This is a genomic window from Streptomyces sp. NPDC004031, from assembly GCF_053604375.1.
In genome coordinates this window covers 96,415-119,887 of the sequence record NZ_JBSGHL010000023.1, presented here as the reverse complement: position 1 = coordinate 119,887, position 23,473 = coordinate 96,415, and the positions used below count along the sequence as shown (strand labels likewise).

At 74.9% G+C, this 23,473-nt stretch carries 16 protein-coding genes; 7 read left to right on the top strand and 9 right to left on the bottom strand.

Features of this window, described 5'->3' with window-relative positions; all coding sequences use genetic code 11:
- Nucleotides 1–132: 132 nt before the first annotated feature.
- Nucleotides 133–1,287 carry a PP2C family protein-serine/threonine phosphatase gene (locus ACWERV_RS17530; protein ID WP_398181546.1) on the bottom strand — a complete coding sequence of 385 codons (1,155 nt, stop codon included), beginning with the start codon at nt 1,285–1,287 and terminating at the stop codon, nt 133–135.
- A gap of 139 nt (nt 1,288–1,426) precedes the next feature.
- Here ACWERV_RS17530 and ACWERV_RS17525 point away from each other — a divergent pair, with 139 nt between their 5' ends.
- Nucleotides 1,427–2,662, top strand: a complete 1,236-nt coding sequence (locus tag ACWERV_RS17525) for a GNAT family N-acetyltransferase (RefSeq protein ID WP_452933695.1) — start codon at nt 1,427–1,429, stop codon at nt 2,660–2,662.
- A gap of 7 nt (nt 2,663–2,669) precedes the next feature.
- Here ACWERV_RS17525 and ACWERV_RS17520 read toward each other — a convergent pair whose 3' ends face one another.
- The 5 genes from ACWERV_RS17520 to ACWERV_RS17500 all read right to left on the bottom strand — a co-directional run bounded on the left by ACWERV_RS17520 (nt 2,670) and on the right by ACWERV_RS17500 (nt 6,100).
- Nucleotides 2,670–3,479: an Fpg/Nei family DNA glycosylase gene (locus tag ACWERV_RS17520; RefSeq protein ID WP_452933693.1), complete on the bottom strand. Its 810-nt coding sequence runs from the start codon at nt 3,477–3,479 to the stop codon at nt 2,670–2,672.
- Between the two features lie 10 nt (nt 3,480–3,489).
- Nucleotides 3,490–3,978, bottom strand: coding sequence for a ribose-5-phosphate isomerase (locus ACWERV_RS17515; RefSeq protein WP_398181538.1), 489 nt, complete (start codon nt 3,976–3,978; stop codon nt 3,490–3,492).
- 227 nt (nt 3,979–4,205) lie between these two features.
- A complete protein-coding gene (locus ACWERV_RS17510) occupies nt 4,206–4,802 on the bottom strand; it encodes a biotin transporter BioY (protein ID WP_398181536.1) in 597 nt (198 codons plus the stop codon).
- 248 nt (nt 4,803–5,050) lie between these two features.
- Entirely contained in the window at nt 5,051–5,437 is a 387-nt protein-coding gene (locus ACWERV_RS17505) for a VOC family protein (protein WP_398181533.1), read from the bottom strand.
- 15 nt (nt 5,438–5,452) lie between these two features.
- A complete protein-coding gene (locus ACWERV_RS17500; RefSeq protein ID WP_398181530.1) occupies nt 5,453–6,100 on the bottom strand; it encodes a mycothiol-dependent nitroreductase Rv2466c family protein in 648 nt (215 codons plus the stop codon).
- A gap of 275 nt (nt 6,101–6,375) precedes the next feature.
- Between ACWERV_RS17500 and pepN the strand changes: the two genes are divergently transcribed.
- The 3 genes from pepN (at nt 6,376) to ACWERV_RS17485 (ending at nt 14,144) form a co-directional block, all read left to right on the top strand.
- Complete coding sequence (gene pepN / locus ACWERV_RS17495; protein ID WP_452933690.1) at nt 6,376–9,003, top strand: aminopeptidase N; 2,628 nt, start codon at nt 6,376–6,378, stop codon at nt 9,001–9,003.
- A 332-nt stretch (nt 9,004–9,335) separates the two neighbouring features.
- Entirely contained in the window at nt 9,336–10,583 is a 1,248-nt protein-coding gene (locus ACWERV_RS17490; protein WP_452933688.1) for a hypothetical protein, read from the top strand.
- 210 nt (nt 10,584–10,793) lie between these two features.
- Nucleotides 10,794–14,144 (top strand): S8 family serine peptidase, encoded by a 3,351-nt coding sequence (locus ACWERV_RS17485; protein ID WP_452933687.1) that lies wholly within the window; start codon nt 10,794–10,796, stop codon nt 14,142–14,144.
- A gap of 431 nt (nt 14,145–14,575) precedes the next feature.
- On the opposite strand, the gene ACWERV_RS17480 is transcribed toward ACWERV_RS17485, so the two are convergent.
- Together ACWERV_RS17480 and ACWERV_RS17475 are read right to left on the bottom strand one after the other, a co-directional pair.
- Nucleotides 14,576–17,077 (bottom strand): ABC transporter permease, encoded by a 2,502-nt coding sequence (locus ACWERV_RS17480; protein ID WP_452933685.1) that lies wholly within the window; start codon nt 17,075–17,077, stop codon nt 14,576–14,578.
- A gap of 481 nt (nt 17,078–17,558) precedes the next feature.
- Entirely contained in the window at nt 17,559–18,371 is an 813-nt protein-coding gene (locus tag ACWERV_RS17475; protein ID WP_452933683.1) for an ABC transporter ATP-binding protein, read from the bottom strand.
- A 167-nt stretch (nt 18,372–18,538) separates the two neighbouring features.
- Here ACWERV_RS17475 and malQ point away from each other — a divergent pair, with 167 nt between their 5' ends.
- Both malQ and ACWERV_RS17465 read left to right on the top strand, forming a co-directional pair.
- Nucleotides 18,539–20,665 (top strand): 4-alpha-glucanotransferase, encoded by a 2,127-nt coding sequence (gene malQ, locus ACWERV_RS17470; RefSeq protein ID WP_452933700.1) that lies wholly within the window; start codon nt 18,539–18,541, stop codon nt 20,663–20,665.
- 74 nt (nt 20,666–20,739) lie between these two features.
- Nucleotides 20,740–20,943: a hypothetical protein gene (locus tag ACWERV_RS17465; RefSeq protein ID WP_031514622.1), complete on the top strand. Its 204-nt coding sequence runs from the start codon at nt 20,740–20,742 to the stop codon at nt 20,941–20,943.
- A gap of 494 nt (nt 20,944–21,437) precedes the next feature.
- Here the strand turns inward: ACWERV_RS17465 and ACWERV_RS17460 are convergent, their stop codons facing one another.
- Nucleotides 21,438–21,995: a MarR family winged helix-turn-helix transcriptional regulator gene (locus ACWERV_RS17460; protein WP_452933681.1), complete on the bottom strand. Its 558-nt coding sequence runs from the start codon at nt 21,993–21,995 to the stop codon at nt 21,438–21,440.
- A 104-nt stretch (nt 21,996–22,099) separates the two neighbouring features.
- Between ACWERV_RS17460 and ACWERV_RS17455 the strand changes: the two genes are divergently transcribed.
- Nucleotides 22,100–23,422, top strand: coding sequence for an MFS transporter (locus ACWERV_RS17455; protein ID WP_452933679.1), 1,323 nt, complete (start codon nt 22,100–22,102; stop codon nt 23,420–23,422).
- Nucleotides 23,423–23,473 lie beyond the last annotated feature (51 nt).

Genomic DNA, 23,473 nt, shown 5'->3' with positions numbered 1-23,473 from the left:
GTCGACCGACGACAACGCTGGGGGCACCTCCCGCCGAAGGCAGGGGGAAGATGTGCGTGCCGGGGCACGCGACGCCGCGGAGATCCACACGACAGACCCTGGAGACAGACGCGGCGTGTCGCGCGGGGCGGCTCAGGAGGCGCGGTGGGTGCGGCTGACGATGAGCAGGGCCCGGTCGTCGTTGACGTCCTTGGCCACGGCCTCGATGAGCCGCCAGGCCGCGCCGCGGAAACCCGTCGTGATGAAGCGGTCCGCCTCGCCGATGAGCCGGTCCACGCCCTCGCTGATCTCGCGCTCGGCGGTCTCCACGAGCCCGTCGGTGAAGAGCATCAGGACGTCACCGGCCCGCAACGTGCCCTTGACGCCGTGGAATTCGGCCCCGTCGTAGACGCCGAGCAGCGGCCCCTCGGCGGTTATCTGCTCCCACACGCCGCTGCCCGCGTGCAGTTGGACGCCCGGTGGGTGGCCCGCCGACAGCAGCTCGAAGTCGCCGCTCTCCAGGTCGAGCACCAGGTGCACGGAGGTCGCGAAGCCCTCCTCCCAGTTCTGCCGCAGCAGGTAGCCGTTGGCGGCGGGCAGGAAGGAGTGCGGCGGCAGCGAGCCGAGCAGGCCGCCGAAGGCGCCGGACAGCAGCAGTGAGCGCGAGGCGGCGTCCATGCCCTTGCCGGACACGTCGGTGAGCACGGCCTCCAGCACGCGCCCGCCGGAGCTGCGGGTGGCCACGACGAAGTCGCCGGAGAAGGACTGCCCGCCGGCCGGCCGCAGGGACATCTCGGCGTGCCAGCCGCCGGGCAGCCGCGGCAGCCTGCTCTGTACCCGGATACGTTCCCGGAGGTCGAACAGCATGGTGTGGCCGCCCCGCCACGGCACCCCGACCCGGGACCGGAACTGCGCGATGACCAGGCCCGTCAGCGCGACCGCGGTGACCTCCAGCACCGTGCCGGGCGTGACCCGGGCCGGGCCCTCCCGGTAGGGGCCGAGCGTCGCGGACTCGGCGATGAGCGCCACCGCGGAGGCCGCGTAGAGCAGCAGCAGGCTTGCGGGGCGCAGCAGCAGTCCGCCGGCCAGGATCGGCAGCACCAGGGCGCTCGGCGGGCACCAGGCGGGCGTGACGACCGAGACGTACGCCAGCAGCGGGATCGCCGCGACGAGCACGGCCAGGCCCGCCCAGTCCGAGACGCCGCCGCGGAAGTAGTCGACGGCGGCCTTGCGCACGCCGAGCCGGGCCCGGTGCAGCCGCCTGCGCCACCGGAGCCCGATCCCCTCGCCCACCGCCTCTTTCGCCATGTCCCGGCGACCCTACCGAGCGGCGGCCCGGCTGTGCAGGGCAGATGACCTGTGAGCCGTCCGGGTGAGCCGCCCGGCCGCTCCTTTCGCACCGGAAAATACGTTCGCCTGCTACCCGGCGCCCTGGTAGGCACGGTTCATGACGATCGAGTTGCGGGCGCTCGCCGAGAGCGAGTGGGAAGCGTACGAGCGGTGCCTCACCCGGTCCTTCGGCGGCCCCGGCGAGGACCCCGCCGAGGCACGTCTGTGGCGGGAACTGCTGCCCGTCGAACGGACGGTCACCGCGTGGGACGGCAAGGACGTCGTGGGGACGGCGGGCGCCTTCGACTTCCGCATGACCGTGCCGGGCGGCGCCCCGGTGGCGGCCGCGGGCGTGACGGCGGTGAGCGTGCTGCCGACACACCGCAGGCAGGGCGTGCTGACCGCGATGATGCGCCGCCAGCTCGACACCTTCCGCGCCGACCGCACCCCGCTGGCCGTCCTCACCGCCTCCGAGCCGCAGATCTACGGCCGGTTCGGCTACGGGGCCGGGGCGCGCCAGGTGCACGGAAGCTTCGACGTCCGGCACCTGACGGTGGAACTGCCGCCGGGCGCCGAGCGGTTGCGGATGCGGCTGGCCGACCCGGCCGAGGTCTCGGCGGCCTGCGAGGCGGTCTACGCCCAGGTGGTGCCGCGGCGGCCCGGCATGCTCGCCCGCCGCCCCGGCTGGGAGCGCCACCCGCTGCTGGACCCGGCGAGCGGGCGCGGGGACTTCGGGCCGATGCTGTGCGTGCTCGCCGAGACCGCCGAGGGCGAGGTGCGCGGCTACGCCCGCTACTGGACGTCGAACCGCGGCACTCCCGAGGGCATCCCCGACGGCACCGTCAAGCTGCGGGACGCCGAAGCGCTCGACCCGGCGGCGTACGCGGCGCTGTGGCACTACCTGACGGGCATGGACCTGACCTCCCGGCTGGTCTTCCACAACCGCCCCGCCGACGACCCGGTGCACCAGCTCGTCTCCGACATCCGCCGCTGCCGGCTGGGCTGGCGCGACGGCCTGTACGTGCGCCTGGTCGACCTCCCCGCCGCGCTCGCCGCCCGCGCCTACACCGTGCCGGTGGACGTGGTGCTGGACGTCGAGGACGCCTTCTGCCCGTGGAATTCCGGGCGTTGGCGGCTGTCCGCGGACGCCTCGGGCGCGGTGTGCGCGCCCACGTCCGACCCCGCCGACCTCGCCCTGACCGCCCGCGACCTGGCCACCGCCTACCTGGGCGGCCACACCCTGCGCACCCTCGCGGGCGCCGGGCTGGTCACCGAGCCGCGTCCCGGGGCCCTGGGGCCCGCCTCGGCGGCCTTCCAGTCCGATGTGCAGCCGTGGGTGCCGCACGGCTTCTGAGGGCCGCTCAGGCCGCCTGACAGCGCGGGCACCAGAACAGGTTGCGGGCCGCGAGGGTCTGGGTGCGCACGTGCGTGCCGCACACCAGGCACGGCTGTCCGGTGCGGCGGTAGACGTACACCTCGCCGCCGTGGTCGTCGACCCGCGGCGGGCGGCCCATCGCCTCCGGCTCGTGCTCGGGGCGCACGGTGTCGATGCGGTTGTTGCGCACGCCCTCGCGCATCAGCGCGACCAGGTCCGCCCACATCGCGTCCCACACCGGCCGCGGCAGGTCCCGCCCGGCCAGGAAGGGGTCCACGCCGTGCCGGAAGAGCACCTCGGCGCGGTAGACGTTGCCGACGCCCGCGATGACCTTCTGGTCCAGCAGCAGCGCCGCGACGCTGATACGGGAACGCGCGATCCGGGCGTACACGCGGTCCGGGTCGTCGCCCGGACGCAGCGGGTCCGGGCCCAGCCGGTCGTGTATCGCGCGCTTCTCCGGCTCGGTGATCAGCGCGCAGGCGGCGGGGCCGCGCAGATCGGCGTGATGCCGGGCCGTGGCGATCCGCAAGCGGACGGTGTCCGCGGGCAGCGGCGGCGCGCCCTCGCCGAAGCGGAAGGTGCCGATCAGGCCGAGGTGCACATGCACCCAGCCGACACCGCCGAAACCCAGGAAGAGGTGCTTGCCGTGCGCCTCGGCGGCCTCCATGACCCGGCCGTCCAGCAGCGCGGCGCCGTCCGAGAACTTGCCCTGCGGGCTGGCCGCCCGCACCACCCGGCCGCCGAACCGCTCGGTGTGGTCGGCGGCCAGCCGGTGGATCGTGTGCCCTTCCGGCATCGTCGGCCGGTCAGTCCTGCTGCGGGTGGTGCGCCGGAACCGGCGGCAGCTCGCCCGTCGCCTCGTACGCCGTGAGCATGTCGATACGGCGCTGGTGCCGCTCCTCGTGGGAGTACGGCGTCGCGAGGAACAGCTCGACGAACTTCACCGCCTCCTCCTGCGTGTGCATCCGACCGCCGATGCTCAGCACGTTGGCGTCGTTGTGCTCGCGGGCCAGCGTCGCGGTCTGCTCGCTCCACGCGAGGGCGGAGCGCACGCCGCGCACCTTGTTCGCGGCGATCTGCTCGCCGTTGCCCGACCCGCCGATGACGACGCCGAGGCTGCCCGCGTCGGCGGCCGTCCGCTCGGCGGCCCGCAGGCAGAAGGGCGGGTAGTCGTCGAGCGCGTCATAGACGTGCGGCCCGCAGTCCACGGGCTCGTGCCCGTTGGCGGTGAGCCATTCGACGAGGTGGTTCTTGAGTTCGAAGCCGGCATGATCGGAGCCGAGGTACACACGCATGGGCCCAGTCTTTCACCTCGCGCGGCGAGCCCGCGTAGCGACTGCGCCGGGCAGGGGTTGCCCGCGCACCATCAGGGGCGCGGGGAACTGCGCGAGCAACCACCCACCGGCCGGTGGTCCGGTACGAACCGAACTGCCCCTTCGGGCCGGTGACGACCCGCGCCCCTGAAGAACGGGTGCCCCGCGGCGCAGCCGCAGCCCGGAAAGCGCACCGCCCCGCGCAGCGGTCAGTGGCGGACCAGGCGCCAGGTCAGGGGGAGGGCGGTCATCGCGAAGGCCGCCTTGATCGCGTCGCCCAGCAGGTAGGGGCGCAGCCCCATCGTGAGGGCCTGGTGGGCGGAGAGGTGGGCGGAGAGGGCGAGGTACGGGACGCCCACCGCGTAGATGACCGCGGAGCCGACGGCCATGACGCCCGCGGTGCGCAGCACGGTGCGGTCGCCGCCGCGGCGCGCGAGGAAGCCGACCACGCCGGAGGCGAGCAGCATGCCGAGGATGTAGCCGAAGCTCGCCATGGACCAGCCGGACGCGCCGCCCGCGAACCACGGCAGGCCCGCGACGCCCGCGGCGGCGTAGAGGCCGAGGGAGGCGAGGCCGCGCCGGGCGCCCAGGGTGGTGCCGACCAGGAGGGCGGCGAAGGTCTGGCCGGTGACGGGTACCGGCGAGCCGGGGACGGGCACGGAGAGCTGCGCGGCGAGCCCGGTGAGGGCGGCGCCGCCCGCGACGAGCGCGGCGTCGCGCAGCCGGGCCCGGGTCGCGGAGGAGGCGGGCAGCAGGTCGGCGAGGACGGTTCCGGCCCGGCCGGTGGCAAGGGTGGCGGCGCTCATGGAGTTCTCCCGCGGGGTGAGGCGGCTGGGGGTCGCCGCGGTGGGCGACGCTCCGACGCTAGCCCAGCGGTCGGGCGCCGATCATCGTCCGCTTCCGACAAAGGCGCGATCTTCCGCTTGGAGAGTCTGGCTCCGCCCGGACGGGAGGTTTACGCAGGTGGCGTGAGCTGCGTCACGCCACCGGAGCACGGCCGGGGCGGGCTGCGGGAGCCCGCCCCGGACCACATGTGCTGTGCGTTTCCACCAAGTTACGCGGGCTGGATGAGATCCCACCGGTTGCCGTAGAGGTCGCGGAAGACCACGACCGCCCCGTACGGCTCGTAGCGCGGCTCCTCCTCGAAGACGACGCCCTCGGCGACCATGCGCTTGTAGGCGCCGTCGAAGTCGTCGGTGGTCAGGAAGTGCCCGACGCGTCCGCCGGTCTGGTCGCCGATCCGGGCGGACTGCTCCGGGGTGGACGCGCGGGCCAGCAGCAGGCCGGTCTCGCGGGCGCCGGGCGGGGAGACGACGACCCACCGCGAGCCGTCCGCGCGCGGGGTGTCCTCGCGCAGCTCGAAGCCGAGCGCGCGGGTGTAGAAGGCGATGGCCTCGTCGTAGTCGCGGACGACGAGGGCCACCAGGCCGAGGTGCGCCATGGTGTGCCGACCGTCCTACTCGAAGCTCGGCCCGGCGGTGCGGGTGCGCTTGATCTCGTAGAAGCCGGGGATGGAGGCGACCATGAGGGTGCCGTCCCACAGCTTGGCGGCTTCCTCGCCCTTGGGCGCGGGGGTGACGACGGGGCCGAAGAAGGCGATCTGCTCGCCGTCGGCGCCGGGGACGGCGATGACGGGGGTGCCGACCTCCTGGCCGACCTTGTCGATGCCTTCCTTGTGGGAGGCGCGCAGCTCGGTGTCGTACGTGTCGCGGTCGGCGGCGTCGGCCAGGTCCGCGGGCAGGCCGACCTCCTCCAGGGCCTCGACGATCGTCTCGCGGGTCCTGGGCAGCGCGCGGTTGTGGAAGCGGGTGCCGAGCGCGGTGTAGAGCGGGCCGACGACGTCGTCGCCGTGCTGCTGCCGGGCGGCGGTGACGACCCGGACCGGGCCCCAGGCGTCGCGCAGGAAGGTGGCGTACTCCTCGGGGAGGGTGTCGAGCTTGTCCTCGTTGAGCACCGCCAGGCTCATCACGTGCCAGCGCACCTCGATGGGGCGGACTTTCTCGACCTCCAGCATCCAGCGGGACGTCATCCATGCCCACGGGCACAGCGGGTCGAACCAGAAGTCGGCGGGCGTCTTGGCCGGGTCGGCGGCGGTCGCGGTCACTGCGTACTCCTCGTCGGGGGGCGTCCGGGACGGGCCGGGCGCGGCTGGGCAAGCCCCTGCCACAGCCGACAACGCGACGGGATCGGTGGCGCATTCCCGCTCCCGGCCGTCCGGGGATCTTCCGGTGGACGCGGCGCCGGAACGCCGCGTCCGCGACCGTACCCGCTGGTCGGCGCCCGGGTGTCGGACCTCCGTGGAAGGATGCAGAACGTCAGCTCTCCGATGTGCTTGGGGTACCTGAGGTGCCTGGGGTACTGAGACGAAGGAGTCCGCCCGTGCCCGGCGAGAACCTGAGCCGCGAGGAGGCCCGCGAACGGGCCGCGGTGCTGTCCGTGGAGCGCTACGACGTGGCGCTCGACGTGCGGTCCGCGGTGGGCGCGGTGCCCGGCGGCGCCGTCCGCACCTTCCGGTCCACCACGGTGATCGACTTCCGGTGCGCGCGACCGGGCGTGCCGTCCTTCGCCGACCTGGTCGCGACCGAGGTGGTGTCGGTGCGGCTCAACGGCCGCGAGCTCGACCCGGCGAAGGTCTACGACGGTGCCCGGATCGCCCTCGACGGCCTGGCCGAGCGCAACACCCTGGTGGTGGACGCGCGCTGCGCCTTCAGCCGTACGGGCGAGGGCCTGCACCGCTTCGAGGACCCGGAGGACGGCGAGGTCTACCTCTACACGCAGTACGAGCCGGCCGACGCCCGCCGGGTCTTCGCGAACTTCGAGCAGCCCGACCTCAAGGCGCCCTTCACCTTCCAGGTGACCGCCCCGGAGGAATGGACGGTGCTGTCCAACGCCGAGCCCGAGGGCGCGCCCGCCCCGGCCGAGGGCGGCGGCACGGTGACGCGCTTCCGGCCGACGCTGCCGATCCCGACGTACATCACCGCGGTCGTCGCCGGCCCGTACCACGTCGAACGCGACCACTACGCGCGCGCCCTGGACGACCGGTCGACGCTGGACATCCCGCTCGCCGCGCTGTGCCGCCGGTCACTGGCCAAGCACTTCGACGCCGACGAGATCTTCACCGTCACCAAGCAGGGCCTGGACTTCTACCACGACACCTTCGGCTACCCGTATCCGTGGGGGAAGTACGACCAGGCCTTCGTGCCGGAGTACAACATCGGCGCGATGGAGAACCCGGGGTGCGTGACCTTCCGCGAGGAGTTCGTCTTCCGCGGCAAGGTGACGCGCGCCTCCTACGAGCACCGGGCCAGCGTGGTGCTGCACGAGATGGCGCACATGTGGTTCGGCGACCTGGTGACCATGCGCTGGTGGGACGACCTGTGGCTCAAGGAGTCCTTCGCGGACTTCATGGCCGCCTTCTCGCAGGTCGCGGCGACGCAGTACACCGAGGGCTGGATCACCTTCGCCAACCGCCGCAAGGGCTGGGCCTACCACGCCGACCAGCTGCCCTCCACGCATCCGGTCGTCGCCGACATCCGCGACCTGGAGGACGCCAAGCTCAACTTCGACGGCATCACCTACTCCAAGGGCGCCGCCGTCCTCAAGCAGCTCGTCGCCTATGTGGGGCAGGACGCCTTCTTCGAGGCCGCCCGGCGCTACTTCCGGCGGCACGCCTACGGCAACACCGAACTGGGCGACCTGCTGTCCGTGCTCAGCGAGACCTCCGGGCGCGACATGCCCGCCTGGTCGCGCGCCTGGCTGGAGACCGCGGGCGTCAACTCGCTGACGCCGGAGGTGAGCTACGGCTCGGACGGGCGCGTGGTGGAACTCGCGGTGGCCCAGGGCGCCGACGACCCGGCGCACCCGCAGCTGCGCCCGCACCGCGTCGCCGTGGGCCTCTACCGGCGTATGCCGGGCGGCGCCCTGGAGCGCTACGCCCGCGCCGAGACCGACGTGGCGGGCCCGCGCACGGTCGTCGCCGACCTCGCCGGGCAGCCGCGGCCCGACCTGGTGCTGGTCAACGACGACGACCTGACCTACTGCAAGGTGCGCTTCGACGCCGATTCGCTGGACACCCTGCGCGCGCACCTGGGCGACCTGTCGGACCCGCTGGCACGCGCGCTGGCCTGGTCGGCGGTGTGGAGCATGACGCGGGACGGCCTGATGCCCGCCGGCGACTACCTCGGCCTGGTGCTGCGCTTCGCGGGCCGCGAGACCGACATCGGCGTGCTCCAGTCGCTGCACCTCCAGGCCCGCACCGCGCTCACCCGCTACGTCACCCCCGGGCGGCGCGATCTCACCGCGACCGAGCTGGCGCAGGGCGCGGTGCAGGAGCTGCGGCGCGCCGAGCCGGGCAGCGGCCACCAGCTGGCGTGGGCGCGCTTCTTCGCCTCCGTGGCGTCCTCCCCCGCCGACCTCCAGCTGCTGCGCGGCCTGCTCGACGGCTCGGCCCGCATCGACGGCCTGGAGGTGGACCAGGAGCTGCGCTGGACGCTGCTGGGCGCCCTCACCGCGCAGGACGCGGCCGGCGCCGCGGACATCGCCGCCGAGCGGGCCCGCGACGACACCGCCTCCGGCCACCGGCACGAGGTGCGCTGCCTCGCGGCCCGGCCCTCCGCCGAGGTCAAGGAGCAGGTGTGGGCCGACGTGGTGGGGTCGGACGCGCTGTCCAACGCCCTCGTGGAGGCCAGCATCGCGGGCTTCGTGCAGGCCGGGCAGCGCGAGCTGCTCGCCGCCTTCACGGACCGGTACTTCGCGGCGCTGGAGGGCATCTGGGCGTCCCGTTCGATCGAGATCGCGATGTCGGTCGTCAGCGGCCTCTACCCGGGCCTCCAGGACCGCCGGGAGACGCTGGAGGCGACCGACGCGTGGCTCGCGGCCCACGAGGACGCCGCGCCCAACCTGCGCCGCCTGGTGCTCGAAGGGCGCGACGACCTGGCGCGGGCGCTGCGCGCACAGGAGTGCGACGCGCGGGCGGCCGAGGCGGGCCGCTCCGGCGCGGCCCTCTGACCCCGCGCCGGGTACGGACCGGACCCGGGCCCCGACGCCCCGCCGGGCAGGGGCCCGGGGCGGGTCCGGGCAGCGCTCCGACGCCCCGCCGGACAGCGGTCCGTGCTGGTCCGGGGGCGGTGTCGGGGGCCCGCCGGACCCGTGCCTCCGTGTGCCGTCCCGCCCGGCGGAGCGGCACGCGGAACCCGCCGCCGCGCGTCCCGCGTCACCCGGATGGGGGAAACGCATGATCGGCATCCGAACACGTGCACTTTAGCCCGGTGTTGTCCGGTTTTGTCGACGAGCGTGTAACAGGGGTTAGGGGCCGTACGGGTGACGGGAACGACGTCGCCATGAACGTGAACCCCCGCCTCCCCCACGGTCCCCGCGACTCGCGCGTCCCCCGCCCCGCAGCCCCCGCTCCCGCCGGACGCCCGCCGCGCGCCGGGTACGGCGAGGACGCCGCCGACCCCGCCGGGTACGTCCCGGACCCGCGGCTGCCCGCGGACGAGCCGGTCATGACGCTGCGCCGGCTGCGCGCGCACGGCGTCCCGGCCTCCGTCGTGGCCGAGCGGAGCCGGCCGGGCGGACCCTGGCGGCAACTGCTGCCGCAGGTCTACCTGCTGCGTCCGGGCCCACCCGGCACCCGGGAGCGGCTCCGGGCGGCGCTGCTGTACGCGGGCCGCGAACCCGGCGGGCGCGAGGCGATGGTGACGGGGCCGGCCGCGCTCGCCCTGCACCGCTTCGCGGGCGTCCCCCCGCTGTCCGCGCTGCTGCGGATCGACGTGCTGGTGCCGCGCCAGCGGCGGCTGCGGGACGCCGGTGAGGTGACCGTGCACCACGCCCGCGCCCTCCCCCGGGCCCAGGAGCTGGCCGGGCTGCCCTGCGCGCCCGTGCCGCGCGCGCTGGCCGACACCGTGGGGAGCCTGGACGACGCCCGTACCGTACGGCAGTTGCTCACCGAGGCGGTGCGCGGCGGCCACTGCGACGCCGCCGCCGTGATGCGCGAACTGGGCGCCGCCGGGCTGCTGGACCACCCGCACGTGGCCGACGCGGTGGGGGCGCTGCACGGCGCCGACCGCCGCATGGCCGAACAGCGACTCTACTCGATGGTGCGCGCCCACGCGCTGCCCGACCCGCTCTGGAACGTCGAACTGCGGCTGCCCGGCGGCCCTCCGCTGGGCGCGGTGGACGCGTACTGGCCCGACCACGCCGTGGCCCTCGCGCTCGACCCGCGCCACGGCGGGCCCGACCCGTACGACGGACCGGGCGCGTACGACGAACCGGGCCCGTACGACGGCGTGGCGGACGGCGGCCTCCGGGCCGGCCCGTACGCGGCCCCGTACGCCGGGTCCTACGGCGCGGACGGGGGCTGGGACACCGAGGTGTGGCAGCCCGAGACGGTCTTCCGGGACGACGAGGTGTGGTCGCGGACCGTGCGGCAGCGCGACCGGCTCGAAGCGCTCGGCATCACGCTCGTGCACGTCACACCCGCCGAACTGCGCGACGGGTGCGTGCGGCAGGCGGCCGTGGTGCGGACCGCGCTGGTCGCCGCGGCCGACCATCTGCCCGCCGCCTACATCGTGGTGACGCCGCGCTGACCGGGGCGGTCCGGTCGCGGTGAGGCGGTGGCGGGGGCGCGGCCTTTGCTCCGGTTTGCCGTCTCCGGCACTGGCGGATACACGTCACCGGAGCACCAAGCGAAGGTCAACGCACCACAAAGAGAGGCTTTTCCCGGCAGGGTGACGATCCGTACGGTCTGTTCCGCACAGATGTCCGCACACCGTCACGACGACCGACCAGGGATGCCCATGCCACTCGTCCACATATCCGGCACCAGACGCACGGCGCGGCTCGCCCTCGCCGCGGGCCTGGTGGCCGCCCTCACGGCCGCGAGCCCCGCGCTCGCGGCCGCCGACACCCCCGCGCCGACGCTGCCCGCCCAGGCGCCCGCGAACACCGCGCCCACCGCCCCCGACGGCACCGGCGCGCCCGGCAAGGACGCCGACGACAAGCTCGGCGCCGCCGACGCCGAGGCGCTCGCCAAGGCCAAGGCGGACGGCGACAGGACCGTCACCTTCATGGTCGCGGGCAAGCCCGGCAGCACCGCCGAGATCAGCTCCCGCCTGCACGCCCAGGGCGCGAGCGTCGGCCGGACGTTCGACCAGCTCGGCTACGTGCGCGCGACGGTGCCCACCGCGAAGGCGGACGCGGCCCTCGGCGCCGCGCAGAAGCTCCCGCAGGTGCTGGCGATCGACCTCAAGCAGGAGATCCAGCTCGACGACCCGACGCCGTCCGCGGACACCGCCACCGCCTCGCACGGCAAGGGCAAGCCCGCGAAGACCTACCCGGGCCCCGGCAGGAACACCCCGGCGGTGAACCCCTATCAGCCGGCCTTCGAGACCGGCGCGGTCGACTTCGTCAAGCACAACCCCGCCGCCGACGGCCGCGGCATCACCATCGGCATCCTGGACTCCGGTGTCGACGTCGGCCACCCGGCGCTGCAGAAGACCACCACCGGGCAGCGCAAGATCGTCGACTGGGTCACCTCGACCGACCCGATCCTGGACGGCGACGCCACCTGGCGGCCCATGGTGACCGCCGTGTCCGGTCCCTCCTTCACCGCCTCAGGCCGCGCCTGGACCGCGCCCGCCGGCAGCTACCTCTTCAGCACCTTCGCCGAGGCCGCCACCAAGGGCGGCGACGCCAACGGCGACCTCAACCGCGACGGCGACACCACCGACGTGTGGGGTGTGCTGTACGACCAGGCCGCCGGCACGGTGCGCGTCGACCTCGACAACGACGGCGACTTCACCGACGAGACCGCGATGAAGCCGTACAAGGACGGCTACCAGATCGGCCGCTTCGGCACGGACAACCCCGCCACGGCCATCTCGGAGTCCGTCCCCTTCACCATCGAGATCCGCAAGGACGTCCCGATGGACCCCTACGGCGGCACGTGGGTGGGCAAGAAGGCCGACTTCGTCAACATCGGCGTCGTGGAGGCCGAGCACGGCACCCACGTCGCGGGCATCACCGCCGCCAACGGGCTGTTCGGCGGCGCGATGGACGGCGCCGCGCCCGGCGCGCAGATCGTCTCCTCGCGCGCCTGCACCTGGACCGGCAGCTGCACCAGCATCGCGCTCACCGAGGGCATGGCCGACCTGGTGATCAACCACCACGTCGACGTCGTCAACATGTCCATCGGCGGCCTCGGCTCGCTCAACGACGGCGCCAGCGCCCGCGACCTGCTCTACAAGCAGCTCATCGACACCTACGGCGTGCAGCTGGTCATCTCCGCGGGCAACGACGGCCCCGGCGTCAACACCATCAGCGACCCGGGCCTGGCCGACCACGTGCTGAGCGTCGGCGCGTCCATCTCCCGCGAGACATGGGCCGCCAACTACGGCTCGCAGACCACCGTGCCCTACGCGATGATGCCCTTCTCCGCGCGCGGCCCGCGCGAGGACGGCGGCCTCGCACCCGTCATCACCGCCCCCGGCGCCGCCATCAACGCCATCCCGACGTGGGAGGCCGGCGCGCCCGTCGCCGAGGCCGGCTACAGCCTGCCGCCCGGCTACGCCATGCTCCAGGGCACCTCGATGGCCTCCCCGCAGGCCGCCGGCGCCGCCGCCCTGCTGCTCTCCGCCGCCAAGGCCCGGCACCTGAACGTCACCCCGGCGCAGCTGCGCACCGCGCTCATCAGCACCGCGAAGACGATCCCCGGCTTCCAGACCGCCGACCAGGGCGCCGGCCTCATCGCCGTCACACCCGCCTGGAACCTGCTCAAGCGCGGCGGCACCACCGACACGTACACCGTCACGGCGCCCGTCGACACCACGCTGTCCAGCTACCTCCAGACGCCCGGCCACGGCACCGGCATCTACGACCGCGAAGGCGGCCTGACCACCGGTCAGAGCCGCACCTACACCGTCACCGTGACCCGCACCGGCGGCCCGTCCTACGCGCTGCTGCACACGCTGCGCTGGGCGTACGACGACGGCACCTTCTCGGTCGCGAGCCCCGTCGTGTCGCTGCCGCTCAACAAGCCGGTGACGGTCAAGGTCACCGCGCGGCCGCGCGCCGCGGGCGTGCACAGCGCGCTGCTGAACGTCGACGACCCGCTGACGCCCGGCACGGACACGCAGATCGCCGCCACCGTCATCGTCTCCACGCCGGTCACCGGCCCGTCCTACACGCTCACCCGCTCCGGGACCATCCAGCGCGACAGCACCCGCTCGTACTTCCTGACCGTCCCGGCCGGGGCCACCTCGCTGGAGGTCTCCATGGGCGGCCTCAAGGCGGGCAGCCAGACCCGCTTCATCACCATGCACCCGTACGGTGTACCGCTGGACTCCACGCAGACCCCCGACTGCTATCCCAACTACGACAACCCGGCCAACACCTGCCGCCCCGACCTGCGGTCGTACGCGCAGCCGCTGCCGGGCGTCTGGGAGATCGAGGTCGAGGCCCGCAGGACCTCGCCGCAGCTCGACAACCCCTACACGCTCAAGGTCGCCGTGCTCGGCGCCGCCTTCGACCCGGCGGTGCAGACGCTGCCCAGCGCGAAGGTCGGCGAGCCGACGCCCGTGAGCTGGACCGTCACGAACGGCTTCGCGCCGATCAGCGGCGGTACGGTCACCGGCGGGCCGCTCGGCTCCGCCGCCACCGACACGCCCACGATCGCCCAGGGCGAGACCCGCACGACGAACCTGACCGTGCCGGCGGGCGTCTCCCGGCTCGACGTCTCCATCGGCTCGCCGTCCGACCAGCAGGCCGACCTCGACCTGTTCGTCTACCGCGACGGCGTGCTCGTCGCGCAGAGCGCGGACGGGGACGCGGAGGAGTCCGTGAGCCTCGCGAACCCCGCGCCGGGTGAGTACACCTTCGAGGTGGACGGCTACTCGGTGCCGTCCGGCTCGACGACGTACGCGTACGAGGACGTCTACTACTCCGCTGCGCTCGGGCAGGTCACGGTGGGGTCGGGTGCGCCGCAGACGCTGTCGCTGCCGCACGGTGCGTCGGCGGTGGTCACCGCCGACGTGGTGGCCTCGGCGGTCGCGCCCGCCGGGCGCCAGCTCTTCGGGCAGGTCAGCCTGCTGACGGCGGGCGGTACGCCCGCGGGCACGGGGTCTGTCCTGATCACGTCGACGCTGCCGTAGCGTCCCGCTTTTCTGGGGGCGCCCTCCTTTTGGGGGGCGCCCCCTTTTTGGTGGGCGCTGCGGGGTGGCTCGTTGCGGTGCGGTGTGCGACCTTGCGGTGGGTGGGGGTTGCTCGCGCCGTTCCCCGCGCCCCTTTCGCGGCGCCGCCGTCGCTGGGTCGGGTGCCGCCACGGGGCACCTCCTCGGAATGCGCCTTCACCCTCCTACCTGGTTGGTGAGCTACTCCCAGCGCATTCCTGCGGGGGCACCCCGCACCGTCCCCCTCCAGGCCGGTTCAGCGGCTGCCTGCCGGTGAGGGTGAGCGTTTTCAGGGGCGCGTGGGGGCACCTCCCAGGCGAAGCTCTGGGGGAGAACGGAGCGACAAGCCCCCCACGCAGGGAAGGTCGCGACGACCACCGCAACAGGCAACCCGGGGCGAAGGGGACGGCGGGTCAGGCGCCTGCGGAGGGCTGGGTGCGTAGCAGGGCGCGGGCCGGGAGGGTGGTGGAGGCCAGGGTCAGGGTGAGGGCGGCGGCGGTGAGGGCGAGGGGCTGGGTGAGGGGGATGTACGGCGCGGCCCCGGTGAGGCCGCGGGCGATGGGGACGAGGGTGATCCAGGCGATCGCCCCGCCGATGCCGAGCCCGGCGACGGCCACGACGAGCGCTTCGGCCCGCAGCATGCGGAGGACCTGGCGGCGGGTCGTACCGGCGAGCCGGAGGAGGGCGACCTCGCGGCGGCGGTCGAGCACGGTCATGACGAGCGTGTTGGCCGCGGCGACCGCGGCGAAGCCGCCGAGGACCCCGGCCATGACCCGGTTGGCCCAGCCGTTGAGTTCGAGGTCGCGGTCGGCCTTCGCGCGGTAACCCGCGCGGTCGGTGACGGTGAGTCCGGGCACGCCGAGCCCCGCGAGGGCACGCCGGACGGTGCCGTGGTCCGCCCCCGGGGCGTCGTGCACGAGCACCTCCGTGTCGAGCGCGGCGGACGCGTGCGGGGCGACCACGGAGCGCGGCAGCAGGAGCGAGCCGAGGCCCAGGCCGCGGCTGTAGACGGCGACGACGGTGGGCCGCAGCTCCGTACCGTCGCCGAGCCACAGCGAGATGCGGTGGCCGACGTGCGCGCCGGCCGAACCGGCGAGCAGCGTGTCGACGGCGACGGTGCGCCCGTCGCCGGTGAGGTCCGCGAGGGAGCCCTCGCGGACGCCGAGGTCGAGGACGCGGGGCAGCGCGGCGGGGTCGCCGTCGACGCCCAGCACGCTGGTGGAGTTGAGGGAGCCGCTCGCGCGGTAGAGCGCCCCGCTGCGGAGCGCCCCGACCACCGTGTCCACGCCGGGCGTACGCGCGGCGCGCGCGGCGGTGTCGGCGGGCAGCCCCGGGCCACCGGAGAGCACCTGGTCGGCCACGACACCCTCCCTGATCTGCCGGGACGACTCGTGCGCGACCGAACTCTGCATCCACACGAGCGTTCCGGTGAAGGCGGTGACGAGTACGAGGGGCGTGATCGCGGAGGCGAGCCGGCGCGCGTTGGCGCGGGTGTTGGCGGCCGCCAGCTCGCCGGGCGCACCACCGGCGCGCAGGGGGAGCCCGAGGAGCGCGGACGCCAGCCACGCCACGACCGGTCCGAGCAGCGCGACGCCGACCATGAAGCAGAAGACGACACCGAGGGCGACGTTCGCCGCGTCGTCGCCGGTGGTGTGCGCGGCGACGATCGCGAGCGTGACCCCGCCCGCGACGGCCGCCACCCCCAGCACCGTACGGATCACGCCGGGCCGCCGCCGTTCCACGGCCGCCTCGCCCAGCGCGGCGCTGGGCCGCGCCTTCGCCGGGCGGCGGGCCGCGAGCCGCCCCGCGAGGAGCGCGGCGAGCAGCCCGGCGCCGACGGCCGAGACCATCGGGATCCAGCCGACCGAGAGGGTCACGCCGTGCGGCACGGCGTCCTTGTGCACGAGCTGGTCGAGCCACCAGCGGGCCAGCGCGATGCCCGGCAGGATGCCCGCCGCACCGGCGACCGGCGCGACCAGCAGCGCCTCGGTGGCCACGGTGCGGCGGATCTGCCGCGGGGTGGCGCCGACCGCGCGCAGCAGCGCGATCTCCCGCCCGCGCTGGCCGATCGCCAGCGAGACGGTGCCCATCACGACGAAGACGGCGGTGGCGGTCGCGATCCCGCCGAACGACCCGCCGAGCGCGGTGAGCATCTCCCGCGCCTCGGCGAGCTGCGGCTGCTCCGCGGCGCCGCGCCCGTTCCCCGTCCGCACCTCGGCGGCACCGCCGACCGCGTGCCGCGCCCGGTCGGCGAGCCGCTCCGTGCTCACACCGGGCTTGCCCAGCACCGCGACGGCGTCGGCGAGCCCGGGATGGCCGGACAGCCGGTCCGCGGTGGCGTCCGCGAACCACGCGGTGGGCGCGCCCCCGGGCGCGGTGAGCCCGACGACCCGGAAGGCCGTGGTACCGCCCGGCGTCGCCAGGGTGACGCTGTGCCCGGGGCCGGTGTGCGCCGCACGCGCGGTCGCCGGGTCGAGGACCACCTCACCCGCTCCGGGCGCGCGCCCCTGCACGACATCGGCGCCGTCGATGACCCTGGCCGACCAGTTGCGCCCCGTCAGCCCGGACTGCCCGGCGTCCTGCACCGGAAACGACGTGTCCGCGACAGCCTCGGCCACCCCCGGCTCCGCGGCGACCCGGGCGGCGAGCCCGGCGTCCAGCCGCGGCGTGTCGGTGAGCGGCTCCTTCTCCGTCTCGGCGTCGTCACCGTGCCCGACATGGATCCGCGCCTCCGGATGCGGCGCGACGACAACCGGCACCCGCGCGTACCGCTCGGGCGGGACATGCGCGGTGAGCCCCGTCTGGAGCAGTGTTCCGCAGGCGGTGACGACGACCGCGGCGAAGAACAACGCGATGAACGTCCCCGCGAACGAGGCAGGCCTGAACCGCACGGACGCCCGCGCGAGCCCGTTCATTTCCGCCCCCACCAGCGGGACGGCCGCCGACGCTCCCTGGAGGGGGACGGTGCGGGGTGCCCCCGCAGGAATGCGCATCGACTGCGTCGGCTTTGCGGGTGAGGTCGTACGCGCATTCCGAGGAGGTGCCCCGTGGCGGCCCCCGACCCAACCACGCACCGAGTGCGCGATGCCCCGCCGGGCACCCCCAGGGGCGCGGGGAACTGCGCGAGCAACCCACCACCGGCCGCTGGTCCGGAGCGGACCGAACTGCCCCTTTCGGCCGGTCGACTACCCGCGCCCCGGTGGGGCCTGAGCGCGCAGTTCCCCGCGCCCCTGAAAAACGGGTCCCCCGCGCGGCACGCGCAGCCCCAAAAACGGATCCCCTGCGTCGCACGCGCACCCCGAAAGACAAGTGCCCCGCGCGGCACGCGCAGCCCGGAGACGGGGGCCCGGCGCGGCATGCGCATGGGAAAGGCGCGACGGGGGTGCTGGTACGGCGTCATGCCGCGCTCCGGGCGGCCGAGGCGGCGGAGGCCGTGAGGGCGACCATGCGGTCGGCGACCTCCGTGGGAGAGGGGGAGCGCAGCTCCCCGGCGAAGCGGCCGTCCGCGAGGAAGAGGACGCGGTCGGCGTGCGACGCGGCGACGGGGTCGTGCGTGACCATGACCACCGTCGCCCCGAGCGCGTCGACCGCCCTGCGCAGTAGCCCCAGCACCTCCTTGGCCGTAACCGTGTCGAGCGCCCCGGTCGGCTCGTCCGCGAAGATCACCTCGGGGTCGGTGACGAGCGCCCGCGCGATCGCGACGCGCTGCTGCTGGCCGCCGGACAGCTGCCCGGGGCGCCGCCTCCCGTATCCGTCGAGGCCGACCTCCGCGAGCAGCGTCTGTGCGCGGCGGCGGTCGGGGCGGGCCCCGGCCAGCCGCAGCGGCAGCAGCACGTTCTGCTGGACCGTCAGCGACGGCAGCAGGTTGAAGGCCTGGAAGACGAAGCCGATGCGGCGGCGGCGCAGCTTGGTGAGCTGGTTCTCGCCGAGGCCGGTGATGGGTTCGCCGCCGAGCAGCACTTCTCCCCCGTTGGGCCGGTCGAGGCCCGCCGCGCATTGCAGGAACGTGCTCTTGCCGGAGCCGGACGGCCCCATCACGGCGGTGAAGCTGCCGCGCGGCAGGGCGAGGTCGATGCCGCGCAGCGCGTGCGCGGCGGTGTCGCCGCGCCCGTAGGTGCGGGTGACCGAGCGGAGTTCGACGGCGTAGGCGCCGGGGGCGCCTGCGCGGGGAAGGGCGTCGGGTGCGGAGACGGTGCCGTGTGCAGCCATGTCCTCGACGCTACGGAGTGGCGACCGGGTGAACCATGACGCCCGCTGCCCTCCGGAGGGTGGGGAGAACCCCACCATGACCCTCCGCGACGGGTGTGGCACACCCCGGAAGGGGTAGGGCTGAGGTGATCGGCCGGAAAAATCCGGACGTGGACGACGGAGGCTCGATGGACCGGGCACGGCTTGCCGCGCTGCACGGTGTGGATGTGACGTACAGCCCGGCACCCGGGCAGCAGGTCGGGGTCGCCGAGGACACGGTCGTGGCCGTGCTCGCCGCCCTCGGCGTGGACGCGTCCACGCCCGACGCGGTACGCGCCGCCCTCGCCGGGTACGAGGCGCGGGCCGCGCGGCGGCTGCTGCCGCCCTGCACGGTGCTGCGCGCCGGGGAGACGCTGACGGGGCTGCCGGAGGGCACCGAGGTCACCGTCGAGACCGCGGCGGGCGAGGCGCTGAGCCGGCTGCCGGGCCGCCCGGGGCGCTACGGGTTGCGCGCGGTCGCGCCGGACGGGCGGTCCGCGCGCGGTGACCTGGTCGTGGCGCCGACCCGGCTGCCGGGTCCGCGCGGGCGGACGTTCGGCTTCATGGCGCAGCTCTACTCGGTGCTGTCGCGCCGCTCGTGGGGCATGGGCGACCTGGGTGACCTGGCGGAGCTGGCCGCGTGGTCCGGGCGGGCGCTGGGCGCGGGGTTCGTGCAGATCAACCCGCTGCACGCGGCCGTACCGGGACGTCCCACCGACCCGTCGCCGTACCGCCCGTCCTCCCGGCGCTTCCCCGATCCGGTCTATCTGCGGATCGAGGAGATCCCGGAGTACGCCTACCTGCCGCCCGACGCGCGCGCCGCCGCGGCGCGACTGCTGGCCAAGGCCGCGACGCTGCGCGACACCGTGCTGCTCAAGGACAGCCTCATCGACCGGGACGCCGTCTGGGAGCTGAAGTCGCAGGCCCTGGAGCTGCTGCGGGAGGTGCCGCTCAGCCCCGGGCGGCGCGCCGCCTACGCCGACTTCCTCGCCGCGCAGGGCCAGGCGCTCGACGACCACGCCACCTGGTCGATGCTCGCCGAGCTGCACGGCCCCGACTGGCGGACCTGGCCCGCGGGCCTGCGCGACCCGCGCTCGGCACAGGTGGCACGGGCCCGCAGCGAGCACCAGGAGCGGGTCGACTTCCACTGCTGGCTCGGCTGGCTGACCGACAGCCAGCTCGCGGCGGCCCAGCGGGCGGCCCGCGACGCGGGGATGGCCGTCGGCGTCGTCCACGACCTGGCCGTGGGCGTCAACCCGGCCGGGTCCGACGCCTGGGCGATGCAGGACGTGCTGGCCACGGGCATGTCCACGGGCGCCCCGCCGGACGCCTTCAACGCCCGCGGCCAGGACTGGGGCCTGCCGCCCTGGCGCCCCGACGCCCTCGCCGCCACCGGCTACGCGCCCTACCGCGACCTCGTCGCCCGCATGCTGCGCCACGCGGGCGGCCTGCGCATCGACCACGTCATGGGCCTCTTCCGCCTCTGGTGGGTGCCCGAGGGCCGCCCCCCGACCGAGGGCACATATGTCCGCTACGACGCGGACGCCCTGCTCGGCCTGCTGGCCCTGGAGGCGTACGAGGCGGGCGCCGTCGTCATCGGCGAGGACCTCGGCACGGTCGAACCCGGCGTCCGGGAAGAGCTGGCCGACCGCGGCATCCTCGGCACCTCGGTGCTCTGGTTCGAACGGGACTACGGGACGGGGGCCGCGCCGCGGACGGACCCGGACCCGGACCCGGACCCGGCGACGGAGGATCCCGGCCCCGGGGCCGCACCGGAGGCGGACCGGCGGCCCCTCCCCCTGCCGCCGGACGCCTGGCGGGAGGCCTGCCTGGCCACCGCCACGACCCACGACCTGCCGAGCACCGCCGCCCGGCTCACCGGCGAGCACGTCGGCCTGCGGCACCGCCTGGGCCTGCTCACCCGGCCCCTGGAGGAGGAAGAGGCGGACGACGCCGCGGAGGTCGCCGAATGGATCGCCCTGCTCGGGCGGCTCGGCCTGCTCCCCGAGGGCGCGTCGGACGAGGAGGCCGTGGTGAAGGCCGTCCACCGCTTCCTGGTGGCCACCCCCGCACGGATGGTCGGCGTCTGGCTGGGCGACGGCGTCGGCGACCGCCGCCCGCAGAACCTGCCGGGCACATGGAACCAGTACCCCAACTGGCGGCTTCCCGTCGCCGACGCCGAGGGCAACCCCCTCGCCCTCGAACAGCTCGCGGCCTCCCGCCGCCTGCACGCCCTCACCGAGGAGATCCGCCGCGCCCTCGCGGCCCCCTCTTAGGCACCCCCGGGCGCGCGGCCCGCGGAGGTGGTCACTACATTGGCCACGTGGACAAGAAGCTCACCAAGAAGGTCATGCGCGCCGGCGTCGTCACTGCGACCGCCACGGTGCTGATGCTGCTGTCGTCGCCTGCGTTCGCGGTGGCGCACGACGACGGCGACGACCCGGGCTCGGGCCTGAGCGTCGCCCAGACCCTCGGCCTCTACGTCGCCATCCCGATCGTGGCTTTCGCGGTCATCGCGGGCCTCGTCATCGTGACGGACAAGTCCCGCAAGTAGCCACTCCCTGCGGGGTGCCTGACGGTTCACGCCGCAAGGGGCCGCCCCTTGCGGCGTCCCGCGCGCCCGCCGCGCCGTCGTGGCTGAGCGCGCAGTTCTCCCCCAGAGCTGCCCCTGGGAGGTACCCCCACGCGCCCCTTCCCGCTGGGCTGCCACTTTCCGCCGTCGCGGGATCGTCCCGTTCCTGTGATTGGCCGCGCAGTTCCCCGCGCCCCTGGTTTGTCGCCCTGCGCGGCACGCGCAAGCCCCTCCGGAAGGGCTGCCGCTGCCGCGCGGGGCGAGCGTTTTAGGGGGCGCGTGGGGGTACCTCCCAGGCGCAGCTCTAAGGGAGAACTACGCGACAAGCTACGACGGCGGCGCGCCCGGCGTGCCACCGCAAGCGGCAACCCCTTAGGGGCGCGTGGGGGTACCTCCCAGGCGCAGCTCTGGGGGAGAACTGCGCGCTCAGCCCCCACCCGCGGAAAGCCGCAGCACCCACCGCAAGGGGCAGCCCCTCACGCGCCCGCGGCAGACGCCGCGAGCAGGCGCCGCAGCAGCGCGGCAAGCTGAGCCCCTTCCTCCGGAGCCAGCGCGGCAAGCGCATCGTGCTGGACGGCGAGCCCCGCGACGAGCGCGCGGTCGACCACCTCGACGCCCCTGTCGGTGAGGGTCACCCGGAGCCCGCGGCGGTCGTGCGGGTCGGGCGAACGGACCAGCAGCCCCGCGCGCTCCAGCTTGTCGAGGCGACCCGTCATCCCCCCGGTGGTGAGCATGAGCGTCGCGGACAGCTCGCGCGGCGACAGCGTGTAGGGCGTGCCCGCCCGCCGCAGCGTCCCGAGGACGTCGAACTCCCCCCGCCCGATGCCGTACCGCTGGTACTCCGTCTCCATCCGGTCGCCCATCACCCGCGCGATGCGGTAGACGCGTCCGTAGACGGCCATGGCGAGTGTGTCGAGCTCGGGCCGTTCGACGGCCCATTGCGCGGTGATCGCGTCAACGGCGTCACCCGCCTCAGCACCCGCAGAGCCCTCGGCGCGCTCAGCGCCCCCCTCGCTCTCCGCACCATGTCGCATCCCGCCAGTATCGGGCGTACGGCCGCTCGACGGCAAGAAAGTAGCTTGACGTTAACTAGCTTAGAGCTAAGCTAATGACTGCCAATCTACTCACGGAGCCACCCATGCCCCTCCCCCTGCTGCGCCGCCGCCCCGCGCAGGACCGCCTGCCCGGCGAACGGGCCATGCTCACCGCGATGGCTGTCGACGCGGTCGGCTCCGGCATGTACGTGCCCTTCAGCCTGGTGTTCTTCCACCACCTCACGGGGCTGTCCTTCGCCACCGTCGGCGCGGTGCTGAGCGTGGTGGGACTGGTCGGCATGGCGGGGCTGCCGCTGGCCGGCGCGGCGGTGGACCGGTTCGGCGCCCGGCGGGTGCAGCTCGTGCTCTACGGGGTGCGGGGCACCGGCTTCGCGCTCTACCCCTTCGCCGCCGCGCTGCCCGCCTTCGCGGCCGTCGCGCTCGGCACCGCGCTCGGGGACCGGGCCTTCCCCGCGGTGCAGCAGTCCTGGATCGGCGAGGTGGCGGCGGCCGCGGACCGGGACCGCCTGCAAGCCGCGTCCCGGGCGCTGCGCAACGGCGGGCTGGGGGCGGGCGCGCTGCTCGCCTCGCTGGTGGTCTCGCTCGCCGGGGACCGCGGTTTCACGCTCGCGGCGTGGCTGAACGCGGCGAGCTTCGGCGTCGCCTTCCTGCTGATGCGCCGCGTCCACGCCCCCGCCGGGCGGCGACCGGCGCAGGCCCCGCGGGCGACGGCGGGGGCGGGCTACCGGGTGGTCGCCGCCGACCGCCCCTTCCTGGCCCTCACCGGCGCCAACTTCCTCACCGCACTGGGCTACTCGGCCCTCGGCGTGCTCTTCCCGCTCTTCATCGCGGGCCCGCTGCACGGGCCGGAGGCGCTGACCGGCGCGGCCTTCACCCTCAACACGGTGCTGTGTGCCGTGGGCGGGGTGCATGTCGCCCGGCGCACCCGGCGGGGCGGGGCCCGGCGTACCCGGGCGGCGGCGCTGGGCGCGGTGCTCTTCGCCGCGTCCTTCGCGGGGCTGGGGCTGCTGGCCACCGTGCGGCCCACGGCCGGGTGGGCGGCGGCGGGGCTGCTGCTGGCGCTGGTCACGCTCTACACCGCGGGCGAGACCGTGCACAGCCCGGCGGCGAGTTCGCTGGCCGTGGCCGCGGCGCCCGAGGCGTTGCGCGGGCGCTACATGGCGGCGTACCAGCTGTCCTGGTCGCTCGCGATGATCCTGGCGCCGTCGCTGTTCACCGCGCTGGCCGCCGCCGACCCGCGGCTGCCGTGGCTGCTGCTGACCGGTACCGCCCTGGGCGCCGCGGCCCTGCTGCTCCGGCTGGAACGCAGCCTGCCGGACGCGGCCGTGCGCCTTCCGCCGCCCTCCCGCACCTGGCCCGCCCCGACCGCGGCCCGCGCTCCCGCACAGCCGGCGGCCGGCCGGTGAGGGTCCGGCGTCCGGGCGGGCCCGCGCGACCCGCCCGGGACGGACGGCCGC